The sequence below is a fragment of the Candidatus Paceibacterota bacterium genome (assembly GCA_035452965.1).
In the GTDB taxonomy this organism is placed as follows: domain Bacteria; phylum Verrucomicrobiota; class Verrucomicrobiia; order Limisphaerales; family UBA8199; genus UBA8199.
On the sequence record DAOTCE010000020.1, the window covers coordinates 16,259 to 39,951 of the forward strand.

The following is a 23,693-nucleotide window of genomic DNA, read 5'->3' on the forward strand; positions in this document are numbered from 1 at the left end:
CCATGCGCGACGCCATCGAGATCGAAAACGCCCGGATGCACAATCTCAAGGGGATCAACCTGAGCATCCCGCGCGACTGCCTGGTGGTGTTCACCGGCGTCTCCGGCTCCGGCAAATCCTCGCTCGTGTTCGACACGCTGCATACCGAAGCGCAACGGCAGTTGATCGAGACGTTCAGCTCCTTCGCCCGGCGGCGGCTGCCCAAGCTGTCGCGGCCCGACGTGGACGCCATTCGCAACCTCTCCACCTCGATCGTGATTGACCAGCATCGCCTGGGCCGCACCCTGCGGTCCACGGTCGGCACGGCCACGGAGGTTTACACCTACCTGCGGCTGCTGTATTCGCGTTGCGGCGACACACCGGGGCTGGCGTCCTTTCACTTCGGCTTCAACCATCCCGAAGGCATGTGTCCGGCCTGCCAGGGGCTGGGCAAACGAATCACGGTGGATGCCGAGCGGATGCTCGACAAGACCAAGTCCCTCCGCGATGGCGCCATCATCCACCCGGACTACCGCGTCGGCGGCTGGAATTGGCGGGAACTGGTCGGCATTGACCTGTTTGACGTCTCCCGGCCGCTGCAGGACTTCGCGCCGGCGGAACTGGAGAAGCTCCTGTTCGCTGAGGGCATCCCGATCGTCAAGAAGCACGGGGCCGGGACTTACGCCAAGACGTGGGTCGGGATCGCCCGCCGGCTCGAGCGGCTCCACCTCAACAATGCCGAGGACGAACTGTCGGAAAGCCGGCGCGATGCCTACCGCAAGTATCTCTCCTACAGAGAGTGCGCCACCTGCGGCGGCCTGCGGCTGAACCCCGCACGGTTGGCGGTGCGGCTGGCGGGGAAGGGCATCGGGGAAGTCGTCCAAATGGAGCTGATCGAACTCGACGCCTGGCTCGGAACCATCAACGGCCCGGTCGCCCAGCCGCTGGTCCGCAAGATGCGCAGCATCCTGTCGCACCTGATCGGCATCGGCGTTGGCTACCTGTCGCTCAACCGCGCGGTCTCGACCTTGTCTGGCGGCGAAAGCCAGCGCCTCAAGATGGCCCGCCAGCTCGGCTGCGACCTGGTTGGCCTCATGTATGTGCTCGACGAGCCTTCTATCGGCCTGCACCCCCGCGATATTGACCAGCTGATCGCACTGCTCGGGCAGCTCCGCGACCAGGGCAACTCGGTGCTGGTGGTCGAGCATGACCCGGCCATCATCGCCGCCGGAGATTACGTCGTTGAAATCGGGCCGGGGCCGGGCCGCCACGGCGGCGAGGTCTGTTTTGCGGGTGAGCGCGCCGCCTTCCGGCAATCCGACTGCCGCACCGCCACGCTGATGCGCCGGGACCAGACCCCCATCACGGCGCCCCGGCGGCGCTGGAGCCAGAGCTGGCCCATTCGCAGCGCAGGGATCAACAACCTGAGAAACGTGGACGTGGACATACCGCGGCAGGTGTTGGTCTGCGTCACCGGCGTGGCCGGCAGCGGCAAGAGCAGCCTGGTGCACGGGGTGTTCGTGCCGATGATCCCGAGCGCCGTGGTGGTGGACCAGAACCTCATCGGGCGGAACAACCGGTCCAATCCCGCCACCTTCCTGGGCGTGTTCGACGACGTGCGGCAAATCTTCGCGCGCGCCACCGGCAGACCGGCTTCCTGGTTCAGCTACAATTCCGATGGCGCCTGCCCGGCCTGCAAAGGGCAGGGAAGCATCACGGTCGAGATGCACTTCCTGGACGACGTCCGCACCCCGTGCCACGCCTGCAACGGCCAGCGCTACACGGATGAGGTGCTGGCGCTGCGTTGGGAGGGCCGCAATATTCACCAGGTGCTGGGCCTGACGGCGCAGGAAGCCGCGGCAGCCTTCACCCAATCGCGCCTGAAGCGGGCGCTCGGGCTGCTCTGCGACGTAGGGCTGGATTACCTGACTTTGGGCCAGCCCCTCACGACGCTTTCCGGGGGCGAATGCCAGCGGCTGAAGCTGGCGGCTGAGTTGGGAAAAGCCGGCCAAACCTACATTCTTGACGAGCCGACCACGGGGCTGCACCTGGCGGACATCAGCCGGCTGATGGGCATACTCAACCGGCTGGTGGACGATGGCAACTCTGTGATCGTCATTGAACACAACCTCAATGTGATTGCGCAAGCCGACTGGGTGATTGATCTCGGGCCCGAAGGCGGCAGCCGCGGCGGCCGCGTCCTGGCCGTCGGCACGCCCGAACAGATCGCCGAGTGCCCGGAAAGCCACACGGGCCGATACCTCAAAGCACGTGTTTCACCCTCCGATGCTGGCGAGAAACCGACATCGGCCATAGCCTGAGCAACTGTGGCCGTGCCGTCGCCACCCGCGCGGAACGGATGGTGCGGCCTCGAATTTGCAGGCCATCACAGCAGCCGGCCAGCGGAGAGCGGATTGCCCGCCGGCCCGGCCGTCAACGCGGGCCGCCAGGATCAACCCGCCCCGGCCTGCTTCTTCTTGCCCTTTTTCTTGCGCGCGCCGGTGTCGGCGGGGTCCCCGGTCGGATAGGGCTTCACCTGGGCGCGTTCGGCCCACGCATCCCACTTGGCGGCCAACTCGCGCGCGCGCTCGGGCTGCGCCGCGGCCAGATCCCGCTGCTCGGTGCGGTCGGCCTTGAGATCGTAAAGCTCCCACGGGCCTTTCCGGCCCTGGCGCACAAGCTTCCAGTCGCCGACGCGAACGGCGGCGTTGCCCTCGTGCTCCCAGTACAGCGCGTCGCGCTTAATGGGCTGGTTGTCGAACGCCGGCACCAGGCTGCGGCCTTCCATCGGCTGGATGACCTTGCCCTTGTACTCCTTCGGATACGCCGCGCCGGCCACCTCAACACAGGTGGCCATGATATCAATCAGGTGCCCCGGCTGGGGTCGCAGCCCGCCGCCAATCGAGATCCGCGCCGGCCAATGCGCGATGAGCGGCGTTGAGATCCCGCCCTCGTGGTTGTAATGCTTGTAACGGCGGAAGGGGGTGTTCTCCAGCGTCGCCCACGACTGGCCGCAGAAGACGTTCGAATCCGCCGAGCCGGGCGGCTGCCCGACGTAGCGCCCCTCGGGACCGGCCTCGGCATTGCCGCCGTTGTCCGAGAGGAAGAGGATCAGCGTGTTGTCGAGCGCGCCGCGCCGGCGCAGCGTGTCCACGAACCGGCCCACCGCCGTGTCCATGTGCGCCACCACCGCCGCATAGATCGCCATGATATGGTCGAAGCGGTCCTGCTCCTGCGGCGTGAGGGTGTCCCAGGCCTTGACCTCCGGGGCGCGCGGCGAAAGCGGCCACGCTTTGTCCACGATGCCCAGCTCGATCTGACGGGCGCGCCGCTGCTCGCGCAGTTTGTCCCAGCCGATCTTGTACTTGCCGCGAAACTTCGCGATCTCCTCCGCCGGCGCCATCAGCGGGAAATGCGGCGCGTTGAAAGCCAGGTAAAGAAAGAACGGCCTGGTCTGTTCCCCCTCCTCAATGAACTTCAAGGCGTTGTCCACAAAAGCATCGGTGGTGTAGAAGCCCTCCGCCGGGGGTTGAATGTGTTCATTCTCCCGCGCCAATGAATCGGGACGGAAATAATTAGCCGTGCCTTTGATGACCCCGAAGTAATGGTCGAACCCCCGCTGCCGCGGCCAGTTCGCCTTCTCCGTTTCGTCTGCCGGCTCCGTGTATCTCGTCACGTGCCACTTGCCCGCCATGACGGTGCGATAGCCTGCGCTGCTCAGGACCTCGGCCAGGGTGACGCAGCGATCGTTGAGGTTGCCCTGGTAGCCCGGCTGCTGGCGGTCTGTGACCATGTGGCCGACGCCGGCCTGGTGCGGGTAAAGCCCGGTCAGCAGCGAGGCCCGGGTGGGACAGCACCGGCCCGTGTTGTAGAATTGGGTGAAGCGCAGGCCGCGGGCGGCCAGCTTGTCCAGGTTCGGCGTCGGAATCTCGCTGCCGTAACAGCCGAGGTCCGAAAAGCCCATGTCATCCACCAGGATGACCGCGATGTTCGGGCGCTGACCGACGGCGGCCCCGTCCGTCCCGAGCGCGAGGATAAGGGAGGCGAAACCGATGAGGGCTGCATGCTTCAAGTTCATGCCCGTGATTGTGCCGCCCCCAAGGGAAGTTGGCAATATCGGCCAGCCCGCGATCAGGAGAGCCCGCGCAGGATCCGCTCCAGTTGCGCGGCATGCACATCCAACCCGGCCTCCGTCCACACCACATAATCGGCGCGGGCCATCTTCTGCTCGACGGGCCATTGCGCCCGAATGCGCTGCTCGATCTGTTTGGCCGGCCAGCCCCGTGCCAGCAGACGGTCACGTTGTGTGGCGGCGGAGCAGGCAACACAGATGGTTGCGTCCAGCTCAGTCTCGGCCTGCGTTTCAAACAGGAGCGGAATCACCACGACCGCCAACCGATGCCCCTCCGCCCGCCAGGCTGCAATCTGCTCGCGCCAGAGCAAACGGATGCGAGGATGCAGGATACTCTCCAGCCGCGTCCGGGCGGCCGCATCGGCAAAGACGCGCTGGGCCAGTTCCTTTCGCCGCAGCCGCCCGTCCGGCGCGATGATTTCGGCGCCGAATGCGTCCCGAACTTCAGCGAGTGCCGGCTGGCCCGGCTCAACCACCTGCCGCGCCAGATCGTCGGTGTCCACCACGGGGAAACCGCGCGCCCGGAGGAGCTGCGCGGCGGCGGATTTGCCCATGCCGATGCCACCGGTGAGACCGAGAACCTTCATAGTCACGGTCCGGTACCCGCCCGAGCGGTCAGCGGCGGAAGGCGCGGTAGTAGCGGGAGTTGAGCGTCGGAGTGGTCGTGTCGGTGTAGGTAAAAGCGCCGGTGGTGTTGCTGTTCGTGCTGAGGGCAACCCAGGAGGTCAGATCGGCCGAGCCCTCCACGACGTAATCGAAGCCCGGCTGGGCGGTCACCGTGAGCTGGAACTGGCCATTGGTGAATATGCCACTCAAGACCGGGTCATAGGCGGTGAGCAAAGCCTCGGCGTTGGTCAAGGTGAGGCTCCAACCGGTGGCAATGAAGCCGGCGTCACCGTTGGCATCATCATACACATAGAGGCGCCATGCGCCGTCGGCACTGCTCCCCCGCAAGGCGGCGAGGGTTGAGCCGTAAGGTTGAGGCGCAGGGTTGCCCGGGAAGCTGACCGGGCCCTCGTAAGCCGCGGGCCGGTAACTCGGAGCGGTGATCGCATCGTGGTTGGGCAGGCTGCCCGGGGCGGCGTCGTCAAAGGTCAGGTTGAAGTTATTCAACGCATAGGCTCCGCCGGCGTGCGACATCAGAACAACATTGCTGCCGGAGGGACTGACCAAGAGCATGCTCAGGTCGTGCGGGAAGGAATGGTTGAGGCCGTAAAGGGTAACGGTAGCCTGGATGACGCGGCGATCGGCGAGGCCGGAGACGTTGACCACGGCCGGATAGGGACTGGCAACGCCCTTGTCCGGGATGGTGATCGCACCCGATTCGGTGAAGGTGGCCGGAGCGACGGCGGCAATGGTGAAGGAGACGTTCGTCGTGTAGCCGAGGGCCGCATCGTGACATTGCAGGGTGGCGACGAGCGTCCCACCGAGGTTGGGATCGGCCTTGAAAGTGAACCTTTGTTCACTGGAGCCGCCCTGGACGAGGGTTCCGTAAACATTGGACAGCTTGGCAGGCGGGTAGTCTGCGCCAGCGGTGACGCCTCCCGTGGTCTGCAGGTTGGCGGTGAGGTTGGGAAGGTCCTGCGTGCCGTCGTTGGTCAGGCCCAGGGACAAGGTAACGGTCTCGCCCGGGTCAATCGCGCCGTTGACGGGGCCGCTCTCATAATTCAGCACCGCGCCGGCGGTGGCGATGTGAGGAACAGGTTTGATCACCGTGATCGTGTTGGTCGCGCTGTTGTTCGCGGCAGCGAGCTCGGTGGAACCGGTCGAGAGGAAGACCTTGTTGGTCAGGACAGCCGTGTTGGCTCCCGAGGGAATCAGGGACGGAGAGGGAATCACGACGGCAGTGACCGTGGCGACGGCCCCGGCGCTCAATGCGCCAAGGTGGGCCAGGATGTTGGTCGCGTTCGCGGTCCACATCACCACGGACGCAGAGTCAGAAGCGAGGCTGACGTTCGTGGGCGAGAACGAGTAAGCGAGGACCACGTCGAGAGCCGTATCCGGGCCGAGGTTGGTGATGGAAACCGTGTTGGTGAAGGGGAAGCTGGCGACGACGGCGTTCGCCACTTCCTGGGCCAGGCTCAAATCCGCGACCGGGCGATTGAGGGCAGTGAGGAAGGACACGGAGTTGTTGGAGGGGTTGATGTCCCTCTCGCTGTGCACTTCATCCACGGCCACACTGGCGGTGGTGGCGAGGGTCGTGTTGGTCGAGCCCTGAGGAATTGCGGCCGCCGTGGGCCGCACGACTATGGTCACATTCGTGTAGGCTCCGTTGTTCAGCTTGCCGAGGTCCGCAAAAGTAATCGTCTGGCCGGCGACGGTGAAGTTGGTGGGAGTGGCGGAATCCAGGACAACGCCGGCAGGCAGCGTGGTGGTGAAACGGGGAGTGGCGGACCCGGGCCCCTTGTTGGTGATGGTATAGGCGCAAGTCAGAAGCTGCCCGGCAAGAACCGGGTTGGGAACGGCGACGGCGCTCAAGGCAAGATCGGCGCCCTGGTTGGTGCTGACAAGGTTGAGGGTGCTGAGGGCGAGGCTCCAACCGTTGGAGATGGCGCCGGAATCGCCCACGGTGTCATCGTACACATAGAGCGACCAGAGGCCGTTGGGATTGGCGCCGCTCAACGCCGAGAGATTCGCCTGGTATGGCCCTGCCGGCGCATTGGTCGGCAAAGCGGTCGGGGGGGAATAGGCGGCTGGCCGCCAGGCGCCTGAAGTAATCTGGCCGGTGAGAGGCACGGGGGCGCCGGCATAGTCGTCGAACGTCAAGTCAACATTTTCAACCGGCTGGTCGCCGGCATGCGACATGAAGAGCGCTTTGGCGCCTCCGGGCGCCACCAGCAAGACATTCATGTCTCCCGGGTAGCTGTGAGTCAGGTTCGAGAGCGTGACCGTCACCCGGCCGAGGGCGCCCTCAAAGCCGGAGACGTTGATGGCTGCCGGATATGGCGTGGCCGGGCCAAGCTGCGTGGGGTAAACAGACAGGTCGGGAATGAGAATGACGTTGGTCTTGGCGAAGACCCGGGTCGTGGGCAATATGAAACTGAAACTCACCGGGGCGTAGTTCACCGCGCCGTCACGGAGTTCAAGCACAGCGGTTATGGTCTGCCCATTGGTGCCATTGGCCTTGAAGGAGAATGACCGGCCCACCGGCACCCCGCTGGGAGCCAGCAGCCCATAGTTCTGCGGGTTATTCGGCGCGACCGGGGCGACGCCGTTGGTCGCCAGCAAGGTCCCCACCAGGTTCAGCGTGCTCACGTTGCCCACATTGCGCAGGCGCAGGATCAAGGTGTTCGTCTCACCAACGTCAATCGCGCCGTTAACCGGTCCGCTCTCCAAGGTCAAGGTGGCTTCCGCCGCAATAACACTGACATGCGGCGCGGACACTGTCGTGGTTGCGGACGCCGTGTTGTTAGCCGGGTGAGGATCCGGCTGGGTGGCAGCAACGCTGGCGGTGGTGGTGAAAACGCCGTTGGTGGCCGTGACCGCGGTGACAGTGATGTCAGCATGCTCCCCTTTGGCGAGGTTGGTAATGCTGCAGATAACGGTGTTGCTGGAGACCGCGATGGTTCCATGCGTAGTGCCGGTCGCAACCACGCTGAAGGTGGACGGCAGGGTCTGGTTGACGACAACGCTGGTCGCGGTGCTGGGGCCCACGTTCGTCACGCCCACGACGTAGAGAACGTTGCTCCCGGCGACTACCGGGTTCGGGAAACCGGTAAGGCTGATTGCGAGGCCGGCGGCGGGGCCGACGGTAGTGCTGACCGAAGCGGTGTTATTGGCCGCGATGGGGTCAAACTGGCCGCTGCCCGCGGTGGCGGTGGCGGTGATCAACCCTTCGGCGCTGGGGATCACTGTAATGGTAGCATTGGCTGAGGCGCCCATGACAAACGTGTTGGTCAGGCTCCAAAGAACCACATTGCCGAGAACGCTGGCGGTGCCACGAGAGGTCGTCACCGACTGTATCCGGGCGCTCACCGGCAACGCGTTGGTCACGGTAATGGGCGAGGTGGGACTGGCAAAGGCGGGACTGGGCCCGTTATTGGCCAACGACACCGTGTAAGTCAGCGTCCCATCTACCAGAACCGGGTTGGGCACCGCGGCAATCGCGACGGAGAGGTCCGCCGTGGCGGGCGTGACCTGGGTCCTTACGGTGGTGGAATTATTGCCCAGGTTGAAGTCGGGCTGCTCGGACACAACGGAAGCCGTCGAATACGCGGGGTAATTGGTTCCCAAATCGCCCGGTTGCACGACCACGAACAAGCTGGCCCCCGCCCGCGGGAGCATCGGCCCCAGACTGAACGTAACCACACCCCCTTGCTGCGAATAGGTGCCCTGCGGCGTCGTGGCGGAGATAAAGGTCGCGTTGGGGGGAAGCAGGTGCGTGACGGTGACGCTGGCGGTGGTGCTGGGGCCAAGATTGGTCACCGCGATATTGTAAGTCAGGTTGTCGCCGGCAATGACCGTGGTGGGTTGCCCGGTCATGTCGAGGGCCATATCCGCCCCGGGGCACTGACCGCCGCCATCCGCGCAAAGGGTTGGTGTTAGAGACAGGGACCAGCATTGAATCACACCGAGGTTGAACGAGCCCGAGTCGGTGGCACGCAGCTGCCAAACGCCGTTCACGTTGGTGCCGGACTTGCCGGCGAACACGGACAGCGGTTTGCTGGGTTTGTACGAGCCGACAAACGGCGCGACGCCGGAGCTGATGGGAGTCAGTGCCGCATCGTCGAACATCGTTCTTTGCGGGTCCGCGCAGGTCAGGCCGTAATTCTGGCCGGTAAAGCCGTTGTTCGCCGTGAGCGTGCAAACGGTGCCGTCCGGGGCGATGAGGTCGAGGGTCAGGAAGTAATCTATGTCCGCGGAGACAAAGAGGGACACCGTCACTTTATTGACGGCGAAGTTGATATTCGAGACGACGACGGCTGAATTAGTAAAGCCAGGGGCGGGAATCGCGACTGGGGAGTTATTATCGAACCGAAGCGGCGTTCCGGGCACGCCAGTCGGGAGGCTGAATTCCAGGATGCTCACTCCCTGGTCAGAGCGGACCAGGAGAGACATCTCAATCGGGGTGCCGCAGATAAATGAAGGCACGGTGCTGATCCTGAACGGCACCAGGTTTGTGCCCAGGCCGCTGATGGGGATATTGGCATAGGCCGAGTTCGGCTGGGCAATGGCCACCCCGGGGGTGGTAGTGGACAGCGTCGCGCTGATGCCGGTGACGTTCGTGCTGCCCACGTTATTCAAGATCAAAGACAGGTTGTTGCACTCGTTGAACTCGATGATGCCGTTGCCGTTGCCGCCGCTCAGGTAATTGGTATGGAGCACCAGCGGATTCTTGGGCAGGAGAGTGGGGAACGCGCGGAACAGGTTGAGGCGGCCGCCTGACACGCAAAGCCCGGGCACCACCGGATCAACGGTGGAGAGCAGGGCGTCTTTAATCTCGGCGACCGTGAGGGTGGGGTTGGCGGCCAACAACAGGGCGCAAGCGCCCGAGACGTGTGGCGTGGCCATTGAAGTGCCGCTCATGTACTGATAGCCGCCGCCGGGCCTACAGCTCAGGATGTCGCTGCCAGGCGCGGCCAGATCCACTGAGATCAACCCAAAGCAGGAGAAGTCTGAACGGAGGTCGTTGTGGTCAGTGGACATCACGGCGACAATGTTGGAGGAAGTGTAGCTGGAGGGATAGTGGGGGATGATATCGTTGTCGGTCCCGGAGTTGCCTGCCGCCGCCGTGAAAACGATGTTGGCGGCGCCGGCCGCATCAATGGCGTCTTTGAGGGCCTGGCTGTAGGCGCCGCCGCCCCAGGAGTTGTTCATCACCCTCGCGCCCATCTGCGTAGCGTATTGAACGGACGAGATGCCATCGGCGGTGGAGCCGCCAAACGGCCCCAGGAACCGGACCGGCATGATCTGCACCTGCCAGCAGACGCCGACAACGCCGAGCGTATTGTTGCCCTCGCCGCCAATGGTGCCAGCGCAGTGGGTACCGTGCTCGTCTTCGTCCATCGGATCGCCATCGTTGGCGTAGAAGTCGTAGCCATGGACGTCGTCCACGTAACCATTGCCATCATTGTCCAGGCCGTCGCCGGGAGTCTCACCCAGATTAGTCCAGATGTTGTTCGTCAAGTCGGGGTGGGTGTAGTCCACGCCGGTGTCAATCACGGCGACGAGGATCTGCCGGCTGCCGGTCGTGACATCCCAGGCCTCCGAGGCGCGAATGTCGGCGCCAGGGGTGCCGCCCGTCTGACCCGTGTTGAGCATGCCCCACAGTTCGTTGAAGCGGGGATCATTGGGAAAGGTGGCGTCGGCTTCCACCCAATAATCCGGCTCGGCATACAGGACGCCTGGATTGGCATTGTAGGACAGCAGGGCCTGCTCGACGGTCTGGCCGGCGGGCAACGCTATCAGGCACAAATTTGGAACAAGGCCGTATTCACGAACGATCTGGGCTCCGCCCAGGGTGCTCAAAATCTGCGCGCGCTGAGCCGACTCAACTCCAGAGGCGAACCGCACCAGCAGTTGGTTCGGGGTGAAATCCTGCCCGGGTGCAAGCTGGGTAAAGTCACGACCGGCGGGGGGCAGACCAACGCCGGCAGCCGCGACCTTGAGAATGGAGTGATTGACCTGGCCGGCGGCGGCCTGAATGGCGAGGGCGGCGAAGAGCAGGCCGGCGGATACGAAGCGGGCACAGCGCGGGAGGCCCCCCGCGCTGAAGAACAGGTTAACGAAGGTCTTCATGTGGGGAATAAGTCGCATAGGACAAATAGGTGACTCAGAGTTACTGCGCGCCGAGGCGGAACATTCTGGACCCGCTGCCGATGGGCAGGGTGACTGTGTTGAGCCCGTCCACGATCACTGGCGCCGGGCCGTCAACCCGAGTCCAAACCACCGGCGGGGTCAAGGTGGCCGTGCTTTCCAGGCCGAGATTCCACAGGTTCGCCGGCCAGGCGATGATCACGTTGGCACCCGCGTGTGAGACGTTAAGCGGCAGCGGTGTCGGCGTCGAAGTCCAGTTGAGCCGGAAGAACCGGTTGCCGGGGCCGATGGGCACGACGACCGTGATCTGCCCGTCGACCAAAGCTTGCTGCGCATCGGTCACCGGCAGCCAGACGGCGGGCGGCCTCAAGTCAGTCGTGCTTTCCAGGAAGTAACCCGCGTAAGCCGGCCAGGAGATCGCCAGCCCGCCGCTGACGCGCGTGAAGGTAAGGTCCAGAGGCGCAGCTTGAACGATAGTCTTGACGGCCGCCGCGTTGTTCGCCTTGAGAGGATCAATGATATCGGAGCGACAAGAGGCGGCGTCGGTGATGGTGCCCACCGCCAACGGTCTGACGGTAATTGTGAAGCTGGCCTTCGCGCCATTGGTCAAGTTCCCCAGGTTTGCATAGGTGACGACGAGCTGGCCTGACTCCGTGTAGCTGGTGGTGCTGCCCGGCGAGGCGGAGACAAAGGACACCGAGGACGGCAGCGTGTTGGAGACGGCCACGCCGGTAGCGGTCGCCGGGCCACGATTTGAGACAGTGAACGTGTAAGTCAGTTCGCTGCCCAGCAGCACCGGATTGGGCGAGTCCGCGAGAGTGAGAAGCAGATCGGCGGTGGGGGCGGCGACGAGAATATTGGTCGAAGCCGTATTGTTGTCCGGATTCACGTCGGAGGTGCTGGTCGTCAACGCTGCCGCGATCGTAAACGCGCCGGTATTGGTGGGCTGGAGGGTGATGGCGTTGGCAGCCCAGTCATTCGCAGCGTTGGTTCCAAGCCACGCGGTTGTCCAGGTCACCACGCCCGCGCCGTAGGTCGTGCTGCCGGGCCGCGAACTCGTCACGTAAGCCATCCCGGCGGGCACGGGGAGAGTCACAACGACGTTCGAGGCGTGCCAGGGACCGTAATTAGTCAGGCTGAGCGTGAAGGTCAGGTTGCTGGTCACGACGTAGGGAGGCTTGGGATCTGAGACCGTCATGGCAAGGCCAACGTCGGCGGCGGGCGAGACCGCCCCGGAGGTGACCAGGCTGAGGGACCAGCCATTGGAGATGGCGCCGTGGTTGCCCAGCGCGTCGTCAATCACATAGAGCGACCAGTCGCCATTAGGATCCCGGCCGTTAAAGGCGGACAGATTGGTGCTGTAGGGCGCGGGCGGGGTGAGTGCCGGCGGGAAGGGCGGGGTCGCCATGGCGTAGGAGGTCGGCCGATTAGTGCCGGAGACCAGCGCGCTGAAGCGCGGCAAACTGGCGGCCGTATCGTCAAACGTCAGGTTCACATTATTGACGGTGAAACTGCTGCCGCACTTGGCCATCAAATATGACTTCTGGCCGGTGGGCGACACGAGCAGAACGTCAACGTCATTGGGCCAGGTGTGACTCAGATTTGACAGTGTCACCGTGGCTTTGGTCACCAACCCGGCCAGGCCGGCGACATTGATGGTCGAAGGATAAGGAGTGGCGTTCGTATTATCGTTGATAATAATGGCCGCCGAGTTGGCGAAGCGGGTCGCTCCCTGGCCCAGCGTAAAGTTGAACACGACTTGACCGAGATTGTTGGTTGCGCCCGGGGGCCGGTCTTCAAGCTGGAAGGTGGCGCCAATAGTCTGGCCGTTCGTGCCAATCGCGGTGAAGGTAAACGGCTTCCACGCCGAGGGTCCGTGCGTCACCAGCACGCCGTAGCTGTTGGTGGCGGGCGTGTTGGTCAGGTTCGCCCTGGGGTTAGCCACCCCGTTCGTGGCCAGGAGTTCGGCGACCAGGTTCACGGTGTTGGTGCCGAGCCTGTTCCGCAAGGCAAAGCGCACGGTCACCGTCTCGCCCGGGTCAATCGTCCCGTTAATCGGGCCGCTCTCCGCGACGAGGGCCGAGCCGGCATTGACGATCAGGCTGCCATCCGTCTCCAGGACTGTGAGCGTGGCGGCGCTGGGATTGACGAAGACGGCATTGCCGACCAGGTTGGAGAGAAGCAACGAGACCGTGGTTTCGCCCTGCAGTATGCCATCGTCTTTGACCGGCACCGTGAAGGTCTTGAGCGTTTCGCCAGGGTTGAAGGTAAGGGTGCCACTGACATTGGAATAGTTAATTCCGGGAATGGCCGTCAGGTTGGTGGTGCCGAAGTCCACGCGCACAATGCTGTTGGTGAAGTTGCTGCGCACAACGGCGATGGTGGCGGACCCGGCGTTTTCGTTCACCCGGTAGTCGGCGCTGGAGAAACTCACCGCGGAGACATTGTCGGTGATGGTGACCGTGGCGGTGCTGGGAGCAAGCAATTGGGCGCCGCCGCCAGGGTTGAACAGCCGGATGCTGAATGTCTGATCCCCTTCGGGCAGCCGGTTGTTGAGGATCGGCACCAGAAACGACTGGACGGGAACGTTGTTGCTGAAAGTCAACAGGCCGCTCGTGAAGCCGTAATCCATCCCAGCAACCGCGGTGTCGTTGGCGTTGGTCACCGTCGAGTAGTTGACGGAAACGGTCCCGGTGTTCGCGTTGGAGCGGATGACGGTAACGAGCAGGTTGGTGCCGCTCTTGAGCACGCCGTAACTGGCATTGGTCACGACCGAAGCGTCGGGGTTGGTGATGACAATGCGATTGGTGGTGCCGAAAGTGAACCCGGTGTCGGTATCCAGCACGTTCACCACCGTCGAGCTAAAGTTAAACAGTTGAACGGGCACGGCGGGATTGGAAACATTCGTGGGGCTGAAAAGGTTCATCACGAACTGCGCGTCCCCGGTCACCTTGGGATCGCGCAAGACCTGGATAATGATAGCCTTGGCCGTCTCGCCGGGGTTGAAGGTAAGCATGCCGTTGGTGACGCCGACATAGTTGATGCCCGCGCTGGCCGTCAGGTTGGTGGTGGCATAGCGGACTGTCGTGGTCAAGTTGGTGCCATTCTGGCGAAACACGGAAAGGGACAATGTGCCGGCGGTCTCCGACACGGCATAAATTGGCGCGGCGAAACTGATTCCCACGTCGTCATCCACAATTGCCACCGGGACGGTTGTCGGTCCGGTGAAAGTGGCCCCGCCACCCGCATTAGTCAGGACCACGAAAAACAACTGGTCCCCCTGGACAATGGGCTCGTCAATGATCGGCACCATGATTGTCTTGCTGGTTTCACCGTCGGCGAAAATCAGGGCGCCGTTCGTGGCGACGTACTTTACACCGGCCGCTGCCGTCCCATCCCGGGTGAAGTAATCCGCCGTAACCGTTCCTGTGACGCCGTTGGTGCGGAAAACAACCAGGCGGGCGTTAAGGCCCTTCTCACTAACCACGTAGCTGGGCGCGCTGAACGCGAGCGTGCCACTGGCGGTGCTGGTCTCGCGGATTGTCAGGGTGGCGGCTGCGGGCGTGGACAGCAGGGTGTTGCTCGGATTGGCCAGCGCCATTGTCACCGTCTGATCGCCCAGGACCTGATCATCGTTGATGATCGGAATGAAAACGTTCTGGGATGTCTGGCCAGGGGCAAAGATAACGTTCGTTGCCACGGGGATATAGCGGACGAACGGCAGCGCAGTGCCGCCGGTCGTGGTCATGAAGTCCACCTGGGCCGCGTCAACGGTGCTGCCGAAGCGTTCAATTGTTATGGTAGCACGGCCCTCCTGGGCGTCTTTCGCGATGGAGTAGGCGGCGGAAGAAAGGCGCACGCCGCTATCCACGTTGGTGATAAAGAGCGTGGCAGAGGGTTGGTTGCCGAGGCCAGCCAGGCCGAGCGGTTGGATGTTCGTCAACCGCAGGTTCACGGCCAGGTCAGGGGTAACCTGAAAATCGTGCAGCAGCGGGATGAGCACGGTTCCAAATGTCTCCCCGGGCGGGAACGTGTTCGTGAACATGCCGCCGATATAGTTCACACCGTTAGTAGCCCCGTTGGGGAACGAACCGTTGCTCGTGGCTACGGTCACATACACGTTCGGATCGCTGGCTGTCGCACCACTGGTGCCGCCGCGCCGCCGGATCGTGACCACGGCGTTGCTGGCGGTTTCATTGGCGCCAAAGGTCGCGGAGGTGAATTCAAAGGTGCCCGGGCCGGCGACCGACCGACCGCGGATGCGGGCCAGGTAGGGCGCGCTCGCATTGTCGTAGGTTGTAAAGCCCCCACCCAGGAGGATGGAGTCGTCCGGCTGCACCACGAGCGAAGCCACGTAGCTGTTACACCCGACGCCGAAGTTAATGGTGGGATCCACAGACCCATCCGGATTGAGGCGTGTCAAGTGGCCGCGGGTCACGCCGTCATAACGAGTGAACTCGCCGCCCAACAGAATGCGGTTGTCCGGCTGCAGGGCAATGGCATACACCGCGCCGTCGGCCCCAACCCCCCCGCTAAAGCCGGGGTCGGAAGAGCCGTCGGCGTTGAGCCGGGCGATGCGGTTCTGGGGTTGGTCGTTGAACCGGGTAAATAGGCCGCCCACGAGGATGCCGCCATCGAGCTGGAGGGCGAGGGTGCGCACCGAGCCGTTCGCGCCGGTGCCGGGATTATTGAAACTCTGGTCCAGGGAACCATCGGGATTGAGCCGGGCGATGTGGTTGCGCGCCACACCGTTGATTGAGAGGAAGTCGCCCCCGATAATGATCTTGCGATCGGGCTGGACGGCGATGGCCCACACCGGCCCGGCAATACCTCCAGCACCATTGTCAGCATTGAAGTCGGGGTCCACGGCGCCATCGTCGTTGAACTGCGCCAAATAATGGCGCGACTCGCCGTTAGCCAGGGTGAAATTCCCGCCGACCAGAATCTTGCGCACGATCCGGTTCGTGTCGGTGAACGTCTCGACCACTGTGTAGGCGCTTTGGTTCAGGGCGGAGCCCGGGTCGAACTGCCAGTCGAGCGTGCCGTCCAGGTTGACGCGCGCAAAGCGGCTGCGGTTAATGCCGTCGTAGGTCGTGAAGTCGCCGGCGATAAGGATGCGGCCATCGGACTGGAGCGCGAGGGCGCGGATCGCGTCATTGGCCCCGCCCGGCCGGGAGGCGAAGGTGAAGTCAAGCGAGCCATCCGCGTTCAGGCGGGCGAGACGATTGCGGGTAACCGAATTGGCTATCGTGAAGGCGCCGCCAGCCACAACCGCGCCGTTGGGCTGCAAAGCAACCGCATTGACAACTCCGTCGAACGCGGGACGGAAGTTGGGGTCGGCACTGCCGGGCGGCAAATTAAAGCCGCCACTGACGATGTTGAGGAGCGCCGTGGAAGGAGCAGCCAGGACGCCGGCTGGAGTCTCATTGGTCAGTTGCAGCACGACCGCGCGGTTCGACAAATCAGTGCGATGATTGTTTATCAGCGGCACCGTAAAGACCTTGCTGACTTCGCCCGGCCCGAAGCTTAAGGAACCATTGGTCGGAAGGAAGTGAGTGCCCGCCAGGGTGTCGGGACCCGGCGTGGTGTTGAACGTGGCAGTCAAGGTGCCCGCGCTGCCACCCCGGCGCACCACGGGGACAATGGCAAAGCCGCCGCTCTCGTTTTGGGAATACGCAGGGCTGCTGAAGGATAGGAATCCAAGGTTATCAACATTCAGGATGGTCAGGCGGGCGCTGCTGAGCAGACCCAAGGCGGCGTCGTTGGTCACGCCGTTCAACACCGGCGTGGATAACTGGAGATCCACCGTCAGATCGGAAGTAATTTGGTGGTCGTGCAGCACCGGCACCATGAACGTCTTGGGGCTGCTGTCCCCGTTGGTCCAGGTCAGCAGGACATTGGTGACCGGGAGGTAATTGGCGTTGGGCACAGCCGTCGAGCCGGGGGAGTTGGTGGTGGAACAAAGAACGGTCATGGTTCCCTGGCTGCCGCCGGTGCGGGTCACGGTAATGAGCGCGTGGCCTGCGTCCTCGTTGGTTGCGAATGACGCCGCGCTGAAATTCAGGCGGCCCTGAGGGAAGTCACCGTCAACAATGGTCAGCCAGGCGTTGGTGATGCCGCCCAGCGCAGTGCCGTTCATGGGGTGCTGGGCGACAATATTGGTGATCACCAGCAGCAGTGCCAGGTCCGGGGTCACCTGTCCGTCCTGCCGGATGCCGACGTTGAAGCTCCGGTTGGTAATGCCGGGATAGAACGTCAACGTGCCGCTGGCCGGGTAGTAGTTGATGTTGGAGCGAGCAAAGCCAATGCCCGGCGGCGGGGTACCCGGGAGGTCGAAGGTCCTGTATTTCAAAGTGACCGTGTCCCCGCTGCCGTTGGTGCGGATGACCATGATGGAAGCGCTGGACATCGTTTCGCTGACCGTATGGTTGGTCGTGATAAAGGTGAAGGTGCCCGGCGGGTCGAGGTTATCAATAATCAGGGACGGGGTGGAAGGCTGAGGGCCGAGCGCCGTGCCGAGCGGAACATTGGCGCCACCCAGGAAGAAAGTGTCGACCTGTGCCGGGATGCTCAGGTTGAGGTTATACGACCGATTGCCGGAGGCGCTCGTGTTATTGATGATATTCACCTGGGGCATTGGGATCCCCACAATGAAGAGGTCGGGGAACACGGTAAGGGAAGAGGGGTAATTCGTGCCCCAGATGCCATCGCTCACCATGCGCGTAATAGACCAGGTGGAGCCGAACGAGGCCTGGCCAAAGTTTATGGGATCATAGGTGTAGTCCTGACCGTAGATCGCCGCCCCGGGACCGACCGGCAGGGGATCGGGCGAGAAGCGCGTTGACACGGTCCCCAGCGTGCCGTTGGCGCGGTTGATGGTCACCCGGAGGCGTTGGCCGTTCTTATTGGCGTTATTGATGCCGGAACCGCTGGGATAGGTGATGGTGATATTGCCGGGGCCGGTGGTGGAACCTCCGCGGAGGAGGGCCAGGTTCTCCCGGTTATCGCGCGATCGCCGGGCACCACCGCCTCCCCCCACGAGGGAGAAACTGCCCCCGATGAGGACATCGTGCACAGCCTCCCCGTTCACCATGACCTGATTCAGGCCAAGGGCGTAGACGACGTTGTGCGGATAGAGGTCGGGGTTGAACAGCGGATTGACCAGGCCCGCGAAGTGGTTGTAGGCCATGTCCAGGAAACTGGTGTCAACCGTGCCATCGGCAAACAAACGGGCCAACCCCACGCGGCGCGTGCCGTTGAAGGCGGTGAACATGCCTCCGACGTATATCCTGGAGTCAATGGGCGAGAAGAGAACCGAATAGACAACATCGTTGGCGCTGGAGCCCGGGCTGAAGGTCGGGTCGAGGGCCCCGGTCGCCGAAAGTCGCGTCAGGCCATGGTGGCCGGCCGTGTGGAACTGGGTAAAGGCGCCCCCAACAAGGATTTTGCCGTCGGGCTGGACGAGCACCGTATAAATGGTGTCATTGGCCCCCAAGCCGGGGTCGAACGTAGTATCCAGCGAGCCATCGGTGTTGAGCCGCGCGATGCGGGAACGCAAGAAACCGCCAGCCACGGTAAAGTCTCCGCCAATGACCACCTTGCCGTCGCTCTGCGGCGCCACGGCCCAAACGGTGCCATTGAGTCCGAGGCCGCTGGTGTCAAAGGTGAGGTCCACGTTACCCTGAGCATCGAGCCGGGCAACGTGATCGCGCGGGTAGTTGTTGCAGCTGCTAAACTGCCCACCAATCACAACGCTGTCGTTGGTGCTCAGCGCCAGCGACCAGACAATGTCATCAACGCCCAGGCCCGGATTGAAGGAAAGGTCCACGCCGCCAGACGGTGTGAGCCGCGCCACCCGGTACCGATTGACTCCGTTGACCGCGCGGAAGTCGCCGCCCATGAGAATATTGCCGTCGGCCTGCAACGCCAGCGAGGTCACCAGCCCATCGGCGCCGTTGCCCGGATCAAAGCTCTCGTCAATCGAGCCATTGACATTGACGCGCGCGATGCGGTTGCGCAGAAAGGCGTTGTAGGCAGTGAAACCGCCGCCGATCACGGCGCGCCCGTCCGGTTGGATCGCCAGGGCGAAAATGACGGCGTTGGCGCCGGGAAGGGCGTTGCTCGGCGGCTGGTTGTGCGGGTTAAAGCCCGACTCGAGGGCGCCGGCAGGTTGATCGTTCCCATCAAAGGGGATGGTCACGATACAGGTATCCACTTCGCCCTTTTTGCAATTCTGAGCGCCCGCATCCGTCAGCTCGACTTCGAAGTCCTCGTTGAATTCAACCAGGCTGTCGTTATTGATTGGGATCAGGATTTCCTTGGGGTCAAAATCAAATGCCCCCCAACTGACCGTGCCGGAGTAAGGGCCGCCGAAATCCCACGGACCAACGCCGCGCGGAGAGCTCTCGGGTGGCTCCGGAGTGGCGTAATCCGACTCGGGCGACAAGTCGAATATATTATTACGCAGGTCCCCGAGGTTAATCAGGCTGTTAATGCCCCACCGGATATCGCAAGTTTGGCTGGGGTCGCCAGCGCCGCCGCGCGTGAATACCACATGCGCAAAGCCATCGTGCCCATGCCTGTCCCCATACACTTCCGAGAGGACTATGTGATGTTTGACTGCGAAGTTAATGATGTTGGTGGCGGCGGCAAACAAAGGAATGGGCGGCTCTTCCGGATCGCCAAAGCCACTCCTTATGTTGGTTTCGAGCATGCGGCCCACGCTCGTATCCTGACCGGACAGGATCGCCGGCGGTGCGAGCAGATTGGTGTTTTCCTGCGGGTCAAAGCGCACCGCGACGACTTGCACTCCAAAGTGGTAATTGGGATTGAAAGGCGCCGCGTTGGTGTCCTCGGGGTCGCCCGCAAAAGGGGCGTCCATAATCGGCACCTGGAACGTCTTGAGCATCTCGAAATCATCGAAGATGAGTGTCGCGTTGACTGGTTCGTAATCAACACCCTCAGTGGCCGGAGTCAAATCACCGGTGTAGTTGGTGGTCACCACGTCCACCAGCACCCGCCCAGCGCTGCCGAAGGCGCGACCGACGGCGAATTGGATGGCACCCTCGTTCTTGCCGGCTTCGACTTGCGGTTTGGCGAAGTAGAATAGCCCGCCGAAGTTATAGCCCCAGGTCAACTGGACCTCGCCGCCGCCTTCATTGCTATCCACCGCCACGTAGTAGGTGCCGCCCTGCCTGACGGGGAAGGTAACAGCGCTCGGCCCGCCTGCCACGGTGGGGCCGAACCCCTGGCTCAGGTCCATATCGTCATTGGCCGCCAGGGGAAAGAGTGAGGCGTCAACCGCGGCGTTGGTGTTGGCCGGAACCGCATAGACCGCCAGGCGGGTATCAACGGCGCTGCCGTAGGTATGCACCGTGACAGTGCCATCCTGGATGCCAATGAGCTTGTACCAAACGGAATTGGCAGCGGCCCCATTCGCGTGGTTCGGCTCGCCTTCCTCGGCGGTTGCCTCAGATGTATCAATATTTGTCGTGCCCCAAAAGCCGGAGATGGCATAGGCTCCGCTGAAGGCGTCATTATCGAGGCCCTGAGCCCGCACGACTGTCGTGGCCAATCCGGCCCAGGCAGCTACTCCGAGCGCCACCAGACCGAGACGGCCCAAGCTACAGACTTTCATTCGCAATCTTCGCATAACACTTCACTACATTTAGCCACTCGAAAAAGCCATTCCCCGCCGGCCCGCAGGGGTCCAACCCCAGCCCGGCCTGCCGGACGCAACCATCCTCCCGTCAGCCTTATGGCGCCGTCTCCACGCGCAGGCGATAGAAACCACTACCGCCATTCGCGGGATCCACTACCTGCTGCTGGCTGCATTCAGGACCGGGCACTGTGACGTTCGTTAAAGGCTCCCAATTGGTCGCCGTCAGCGACGGTTTAAACTCGAGGTAATTCCTCCTGAATGGAACGCCGCTCCAGGAAAGGACCACGTTGGTTCCCTGGGTGAGGGCCGCCGTCAAGTTCACGAGCGAATTCACTTGTGAAGGAACCAGCACCGGAGCCGGGTCCGCACAATTGGGGATGCCATTGCAATTTGAATCCAGGCTGCAGCTTTGCACCAGCGCCAGGTTGAGCAGGTTGGTCGTGCCGTCGGGATAGAGCATGTTGGTCGAACTGAACGCGCCCGCGTAGCCGGGGACCCAGTTCAAGCCGCCGCTGTTCTTGCCGTTGAGCTTTTCCGCCCAGGAGACGCCATTGATAATGATTTGACCGTAGTAAATCTTCATGCCCGGGTCGAACCGGAGGTTCGCAAGGTTGCCGCTGCTGTCGAAGTTAGTCATGTAGTCCCGGAATTCGAGGTAATCCACGTAGAGAGCGTTGTTGGTCGCGGTGGCTGGCTGGAACCGGAACTGCGTGGTGTTGGTGAGCCCGACGAGGATGAGCCGGCCAAGCGCGGCGTTGTTGGAATAGCCGGCCGCCACCGGACCGCGGTCTTCACCCGCCCAGCTATTGGGGACGATGACAATGCTGGAGCCGGCGGGGCCAATGTTGGTGATGGTCGTAGCGAGCAGGCTGCTCAGGGCCGGCCGTACCGGCAGGTTGATTCCGTAGCCGGCGCGCCAGGTATTCCGGTTGGTAACGGCCTCGACGCCGCCATTGAGGCTGCCGTCGTCGAGCCGGTTGGAGACGGAAAGCGTGAGTGAATTGCCGGCGTGCAACAGGTGGTTGCTCACCATCAGATCGCCGGCCTGGATGGTGATGCTGCCAGCCGAAGCCGGCGCGAGGAAGGAGCCATTGGTGAGAATCGCGGTTTGGGCCTGCCGCAATTGAATAGCGCCACCGCCGGCCTGGAAGGTGCCGCTGTTCTGGAAGTAGCTGGCAAAGATGAAGCTGCCGTAGTTGGTCACGCCGCCGGTGTTCACGAATGCGGCGTAAGGATTGGTGGAGGTGGTCGGGCCCGTGTAGGGCGAGCTTTGCGACCCGCCGAAGACAATCACGTTCTGGCCCTGGATGCCGCCATGGTTGGTGAGGTATTTCAACCGCGGCGTTGCCGTCGGCCACAGCACAGACGGATTAAGGTAATTGAGGGTGCCGGCGGGCGTCGCGGCGTCCGGCGCGTTGGTGGTCAAGGTCAGCCGGCAGGTGTCAATGAGCAGGTTGGAGGTGACGTTGAAGACATCGCTGATGAAGACGCTGTCATCGCCCGTGGCGGGATTGGTGACGCTGCTGAGATTGAGGGTTTGGATCATGAGCGGCGAAGTGGGCGCCAGTTGGGTATCGGCAAACAGCACGTGAAAACGGTTGGTGATCCCGGCGATGATGTTGGTCCAGCGCGCGCTGAACAGGTCGCAAATGCCGATCGGCCGGGGCAAGGCCGGGACCAGGACGTTGGTGAGGGTCAACAGGCCGTTGGTGCTGCGGAGGTAAACATCAGCATGCGGCGCGGCGATTCTCGCGCCGGCGCTGCCGCCAAAATGATTGGTCGCCTTCATGAGCAGGTAGCTCACACTGCTGACCTGCGCATTGGACAAGACCAGATACTTGTCCGCCGTCAGTTCGATGCGCCCGGATTGGTTGGTCACGTTCTGGCCCGCAACTTCACCCATGACGGCTGAACCGGGCAGAAACATGGCCTGGTAGGCTGTCCATTCATTAGTGACACTCCCGTTGGGAGTGCCGGGGTCAAAGGTGCCAAACGGGATGAGCGTCGGCGCCGCCGGGGCCCCAAGCGAGAGCGGCCCCCCCCGAAAGAAAGTGTAATTCCAAGGAATGAAGGTCGGGCGGTTGAACCCAATACCGGCGAAGCCATTCTGGATAACCTGGAAGTTCGTATAGGACAGGAAATCATCCTCCAAGTACAAGTAATTGGTGGTGATCTCCGTAATATTGGTATGGACCCAGGACCACTCCACCACATCCGGCCCCAGTTGCAGGGAATCGCCAGCGAAGGCTGGAAAATACACCTTGGCCTCTATCGCCGGGTTGGTATTGCTGAGGAATACGGCGCGGACGGTCCGGTTGGAACCCGATTGATCAATAACATCCAACAGGTACGGGACAAAGGTCGGTCCCCCCAATTGTTGCTCGGTAACGACATGACTGCGGTTCGTCACAACGTGAATCTGCGTGCGAGGCGGGGCCGTCTCGTAGTAAAAAACAGGGCTTATCCCATTGGGATAGAATATAGGACGCTGCGTGACCGGGTCCCCCACGCCCCAATAGCCGTCGAAGATGCCGGCATTGAAGAAGATGCCGCCATTGAAGCCGCTGAAGCCGTTATTCTCCATCGCCAGGGTCCCGCCGCTCAGGTCAAGGTTTTCCCCCCGAAGAGTCAGCAGGCTGCCGAAACCCATGTTGATGGTGCCGGGATTGAAAATGTTGGTGGCGTTCACCTGGCACTTCACCCCTTCCCCCGTCCCAGTCAGGTTGAACAGGAAGTCGCCAATGATAATCACGTTGGAGGTGCCCAGGGTGCCGCAGTCAATTGTGCCATTGTTGTACAGGGTCGAAGCCCGCTGTCGCGGACCGGACAGGGGCTTGGTTTCCATGCGAAACCCGGTGTTGCAGCTCATGAGCGCCCCGAAATCGTTCGTATAGTTCGCCGTGCTCGAGGTTTCATAGGGCGGCGCGGTAACCGGGAGCGAGAAAGTGAAGTTAGTGAAGTTGATGAGGAACTCGGCGTGGTTGACGAAGTTGACCGCGTCAATCGTCGGCGGGATTTCCGGGGGGCATTGAACCCTGGTCCAGTTCTCATACAGGTCGGGCGACTGACTCAAAGCCGCCGACACCAAGGTCTGCGCCACCAAGCCAAAAACTAGCTTCTGCTTCATATATAATCTGCACCGGGCCGCAGCGGCCGGCTTGCGTT

General features: G+C 62.7%; 6 protein-coding genes. 1 reads left to right on the forward strand and 5 read right to left on the reverse strand.

What is annotated here, in order from left to right; all coding sequences use genetic code 11:
* Nucleotides 1–2: 2 nt before the first annotated feature.
* Nucleotides 3–2,300 (forward strand): excinuclease ABC subunit UvrA, encoded by a 2,298-nt coding sequence (locus P5205_14850; protein HSA11640.1) that lies wholly within the window; start codon nt 3–5, stop codon nt 2,298–2,300.
* Between the two features lie 131 nt (nt 2,301–2,431).
* Here the strand turns inward: P5205_14850 and P5205_14855 are convergent, their stop codons facing one another.
* The 5 genes from P5205_14855 to P5205_14875 all read right to left on the reverse strand — a co-directional run bounded on the left by P5205_14855 (nt 2,432) and on the right by P5205_14875 (nt 23,655).
* Nucleotides 2,432–4,057, reverse strand: coding sequence for an arylsulfatase (locus P5205_14855; GenBank protein ID HSA11641.1), 1,626 nt, complete (start codon nt 4,055–4,057; stop codon nt 2,432–2,434).
* A 53-nt stretch (nt 4,058–4,110) separates the two neighbouring features.
* Entirely contained in the window at nt 4,111–4,698 is a 588-nt protein-coding gene (gene coaE / locus P5205_14860) for a dephospho-CoA kinase (GenBank protein HSA11642.1), read from the reverse strand.
* Between the two features lie 28 nt (nt 4,699–4,726).
* Nucleotides 4,727–10,849, reverse strand: coding sequence for a S8 family serine peptidase (locus tag P5205_14865; GenBank protein HSA11643.1), 6,123 nt, complete (start codon nt 10,847–10,849; stop codon nt 4,727–4,729).
* A 40-nt stretch (nt 10,850–10,889) separates the two neighbouring features.
* The gene (locus P5205_14870; GenBank protein ID HSA11644.1) at nt 10,890–20,504 is read right to left on the reverse strand and encodes a Calx-beta domain-containing protein; all 9,615 of its coding nucleotides are present in this window, start codon (nt 20,502–20,504) and stop codon (nt 10,890–10,892) included.
* A 118-nt stretch (nt 20,505–20,622) separates the two neighbouring features.
* Nucleotides 20,623–23,655 carry a hypothetical protein gene (locus P5205_14875; GenBank protein ID HSA11645.1) on the reverse strand — a complete coding sequence of 1,011 codons (3,033 nt, stop codon included), beginning with the start codon at nt 23,653–23,655 and terminating at the stop codon, nt 20,623–20,625.
* Between the last annotated feature and the right edge of the window lie 38 nt (nt 23,656–23,693).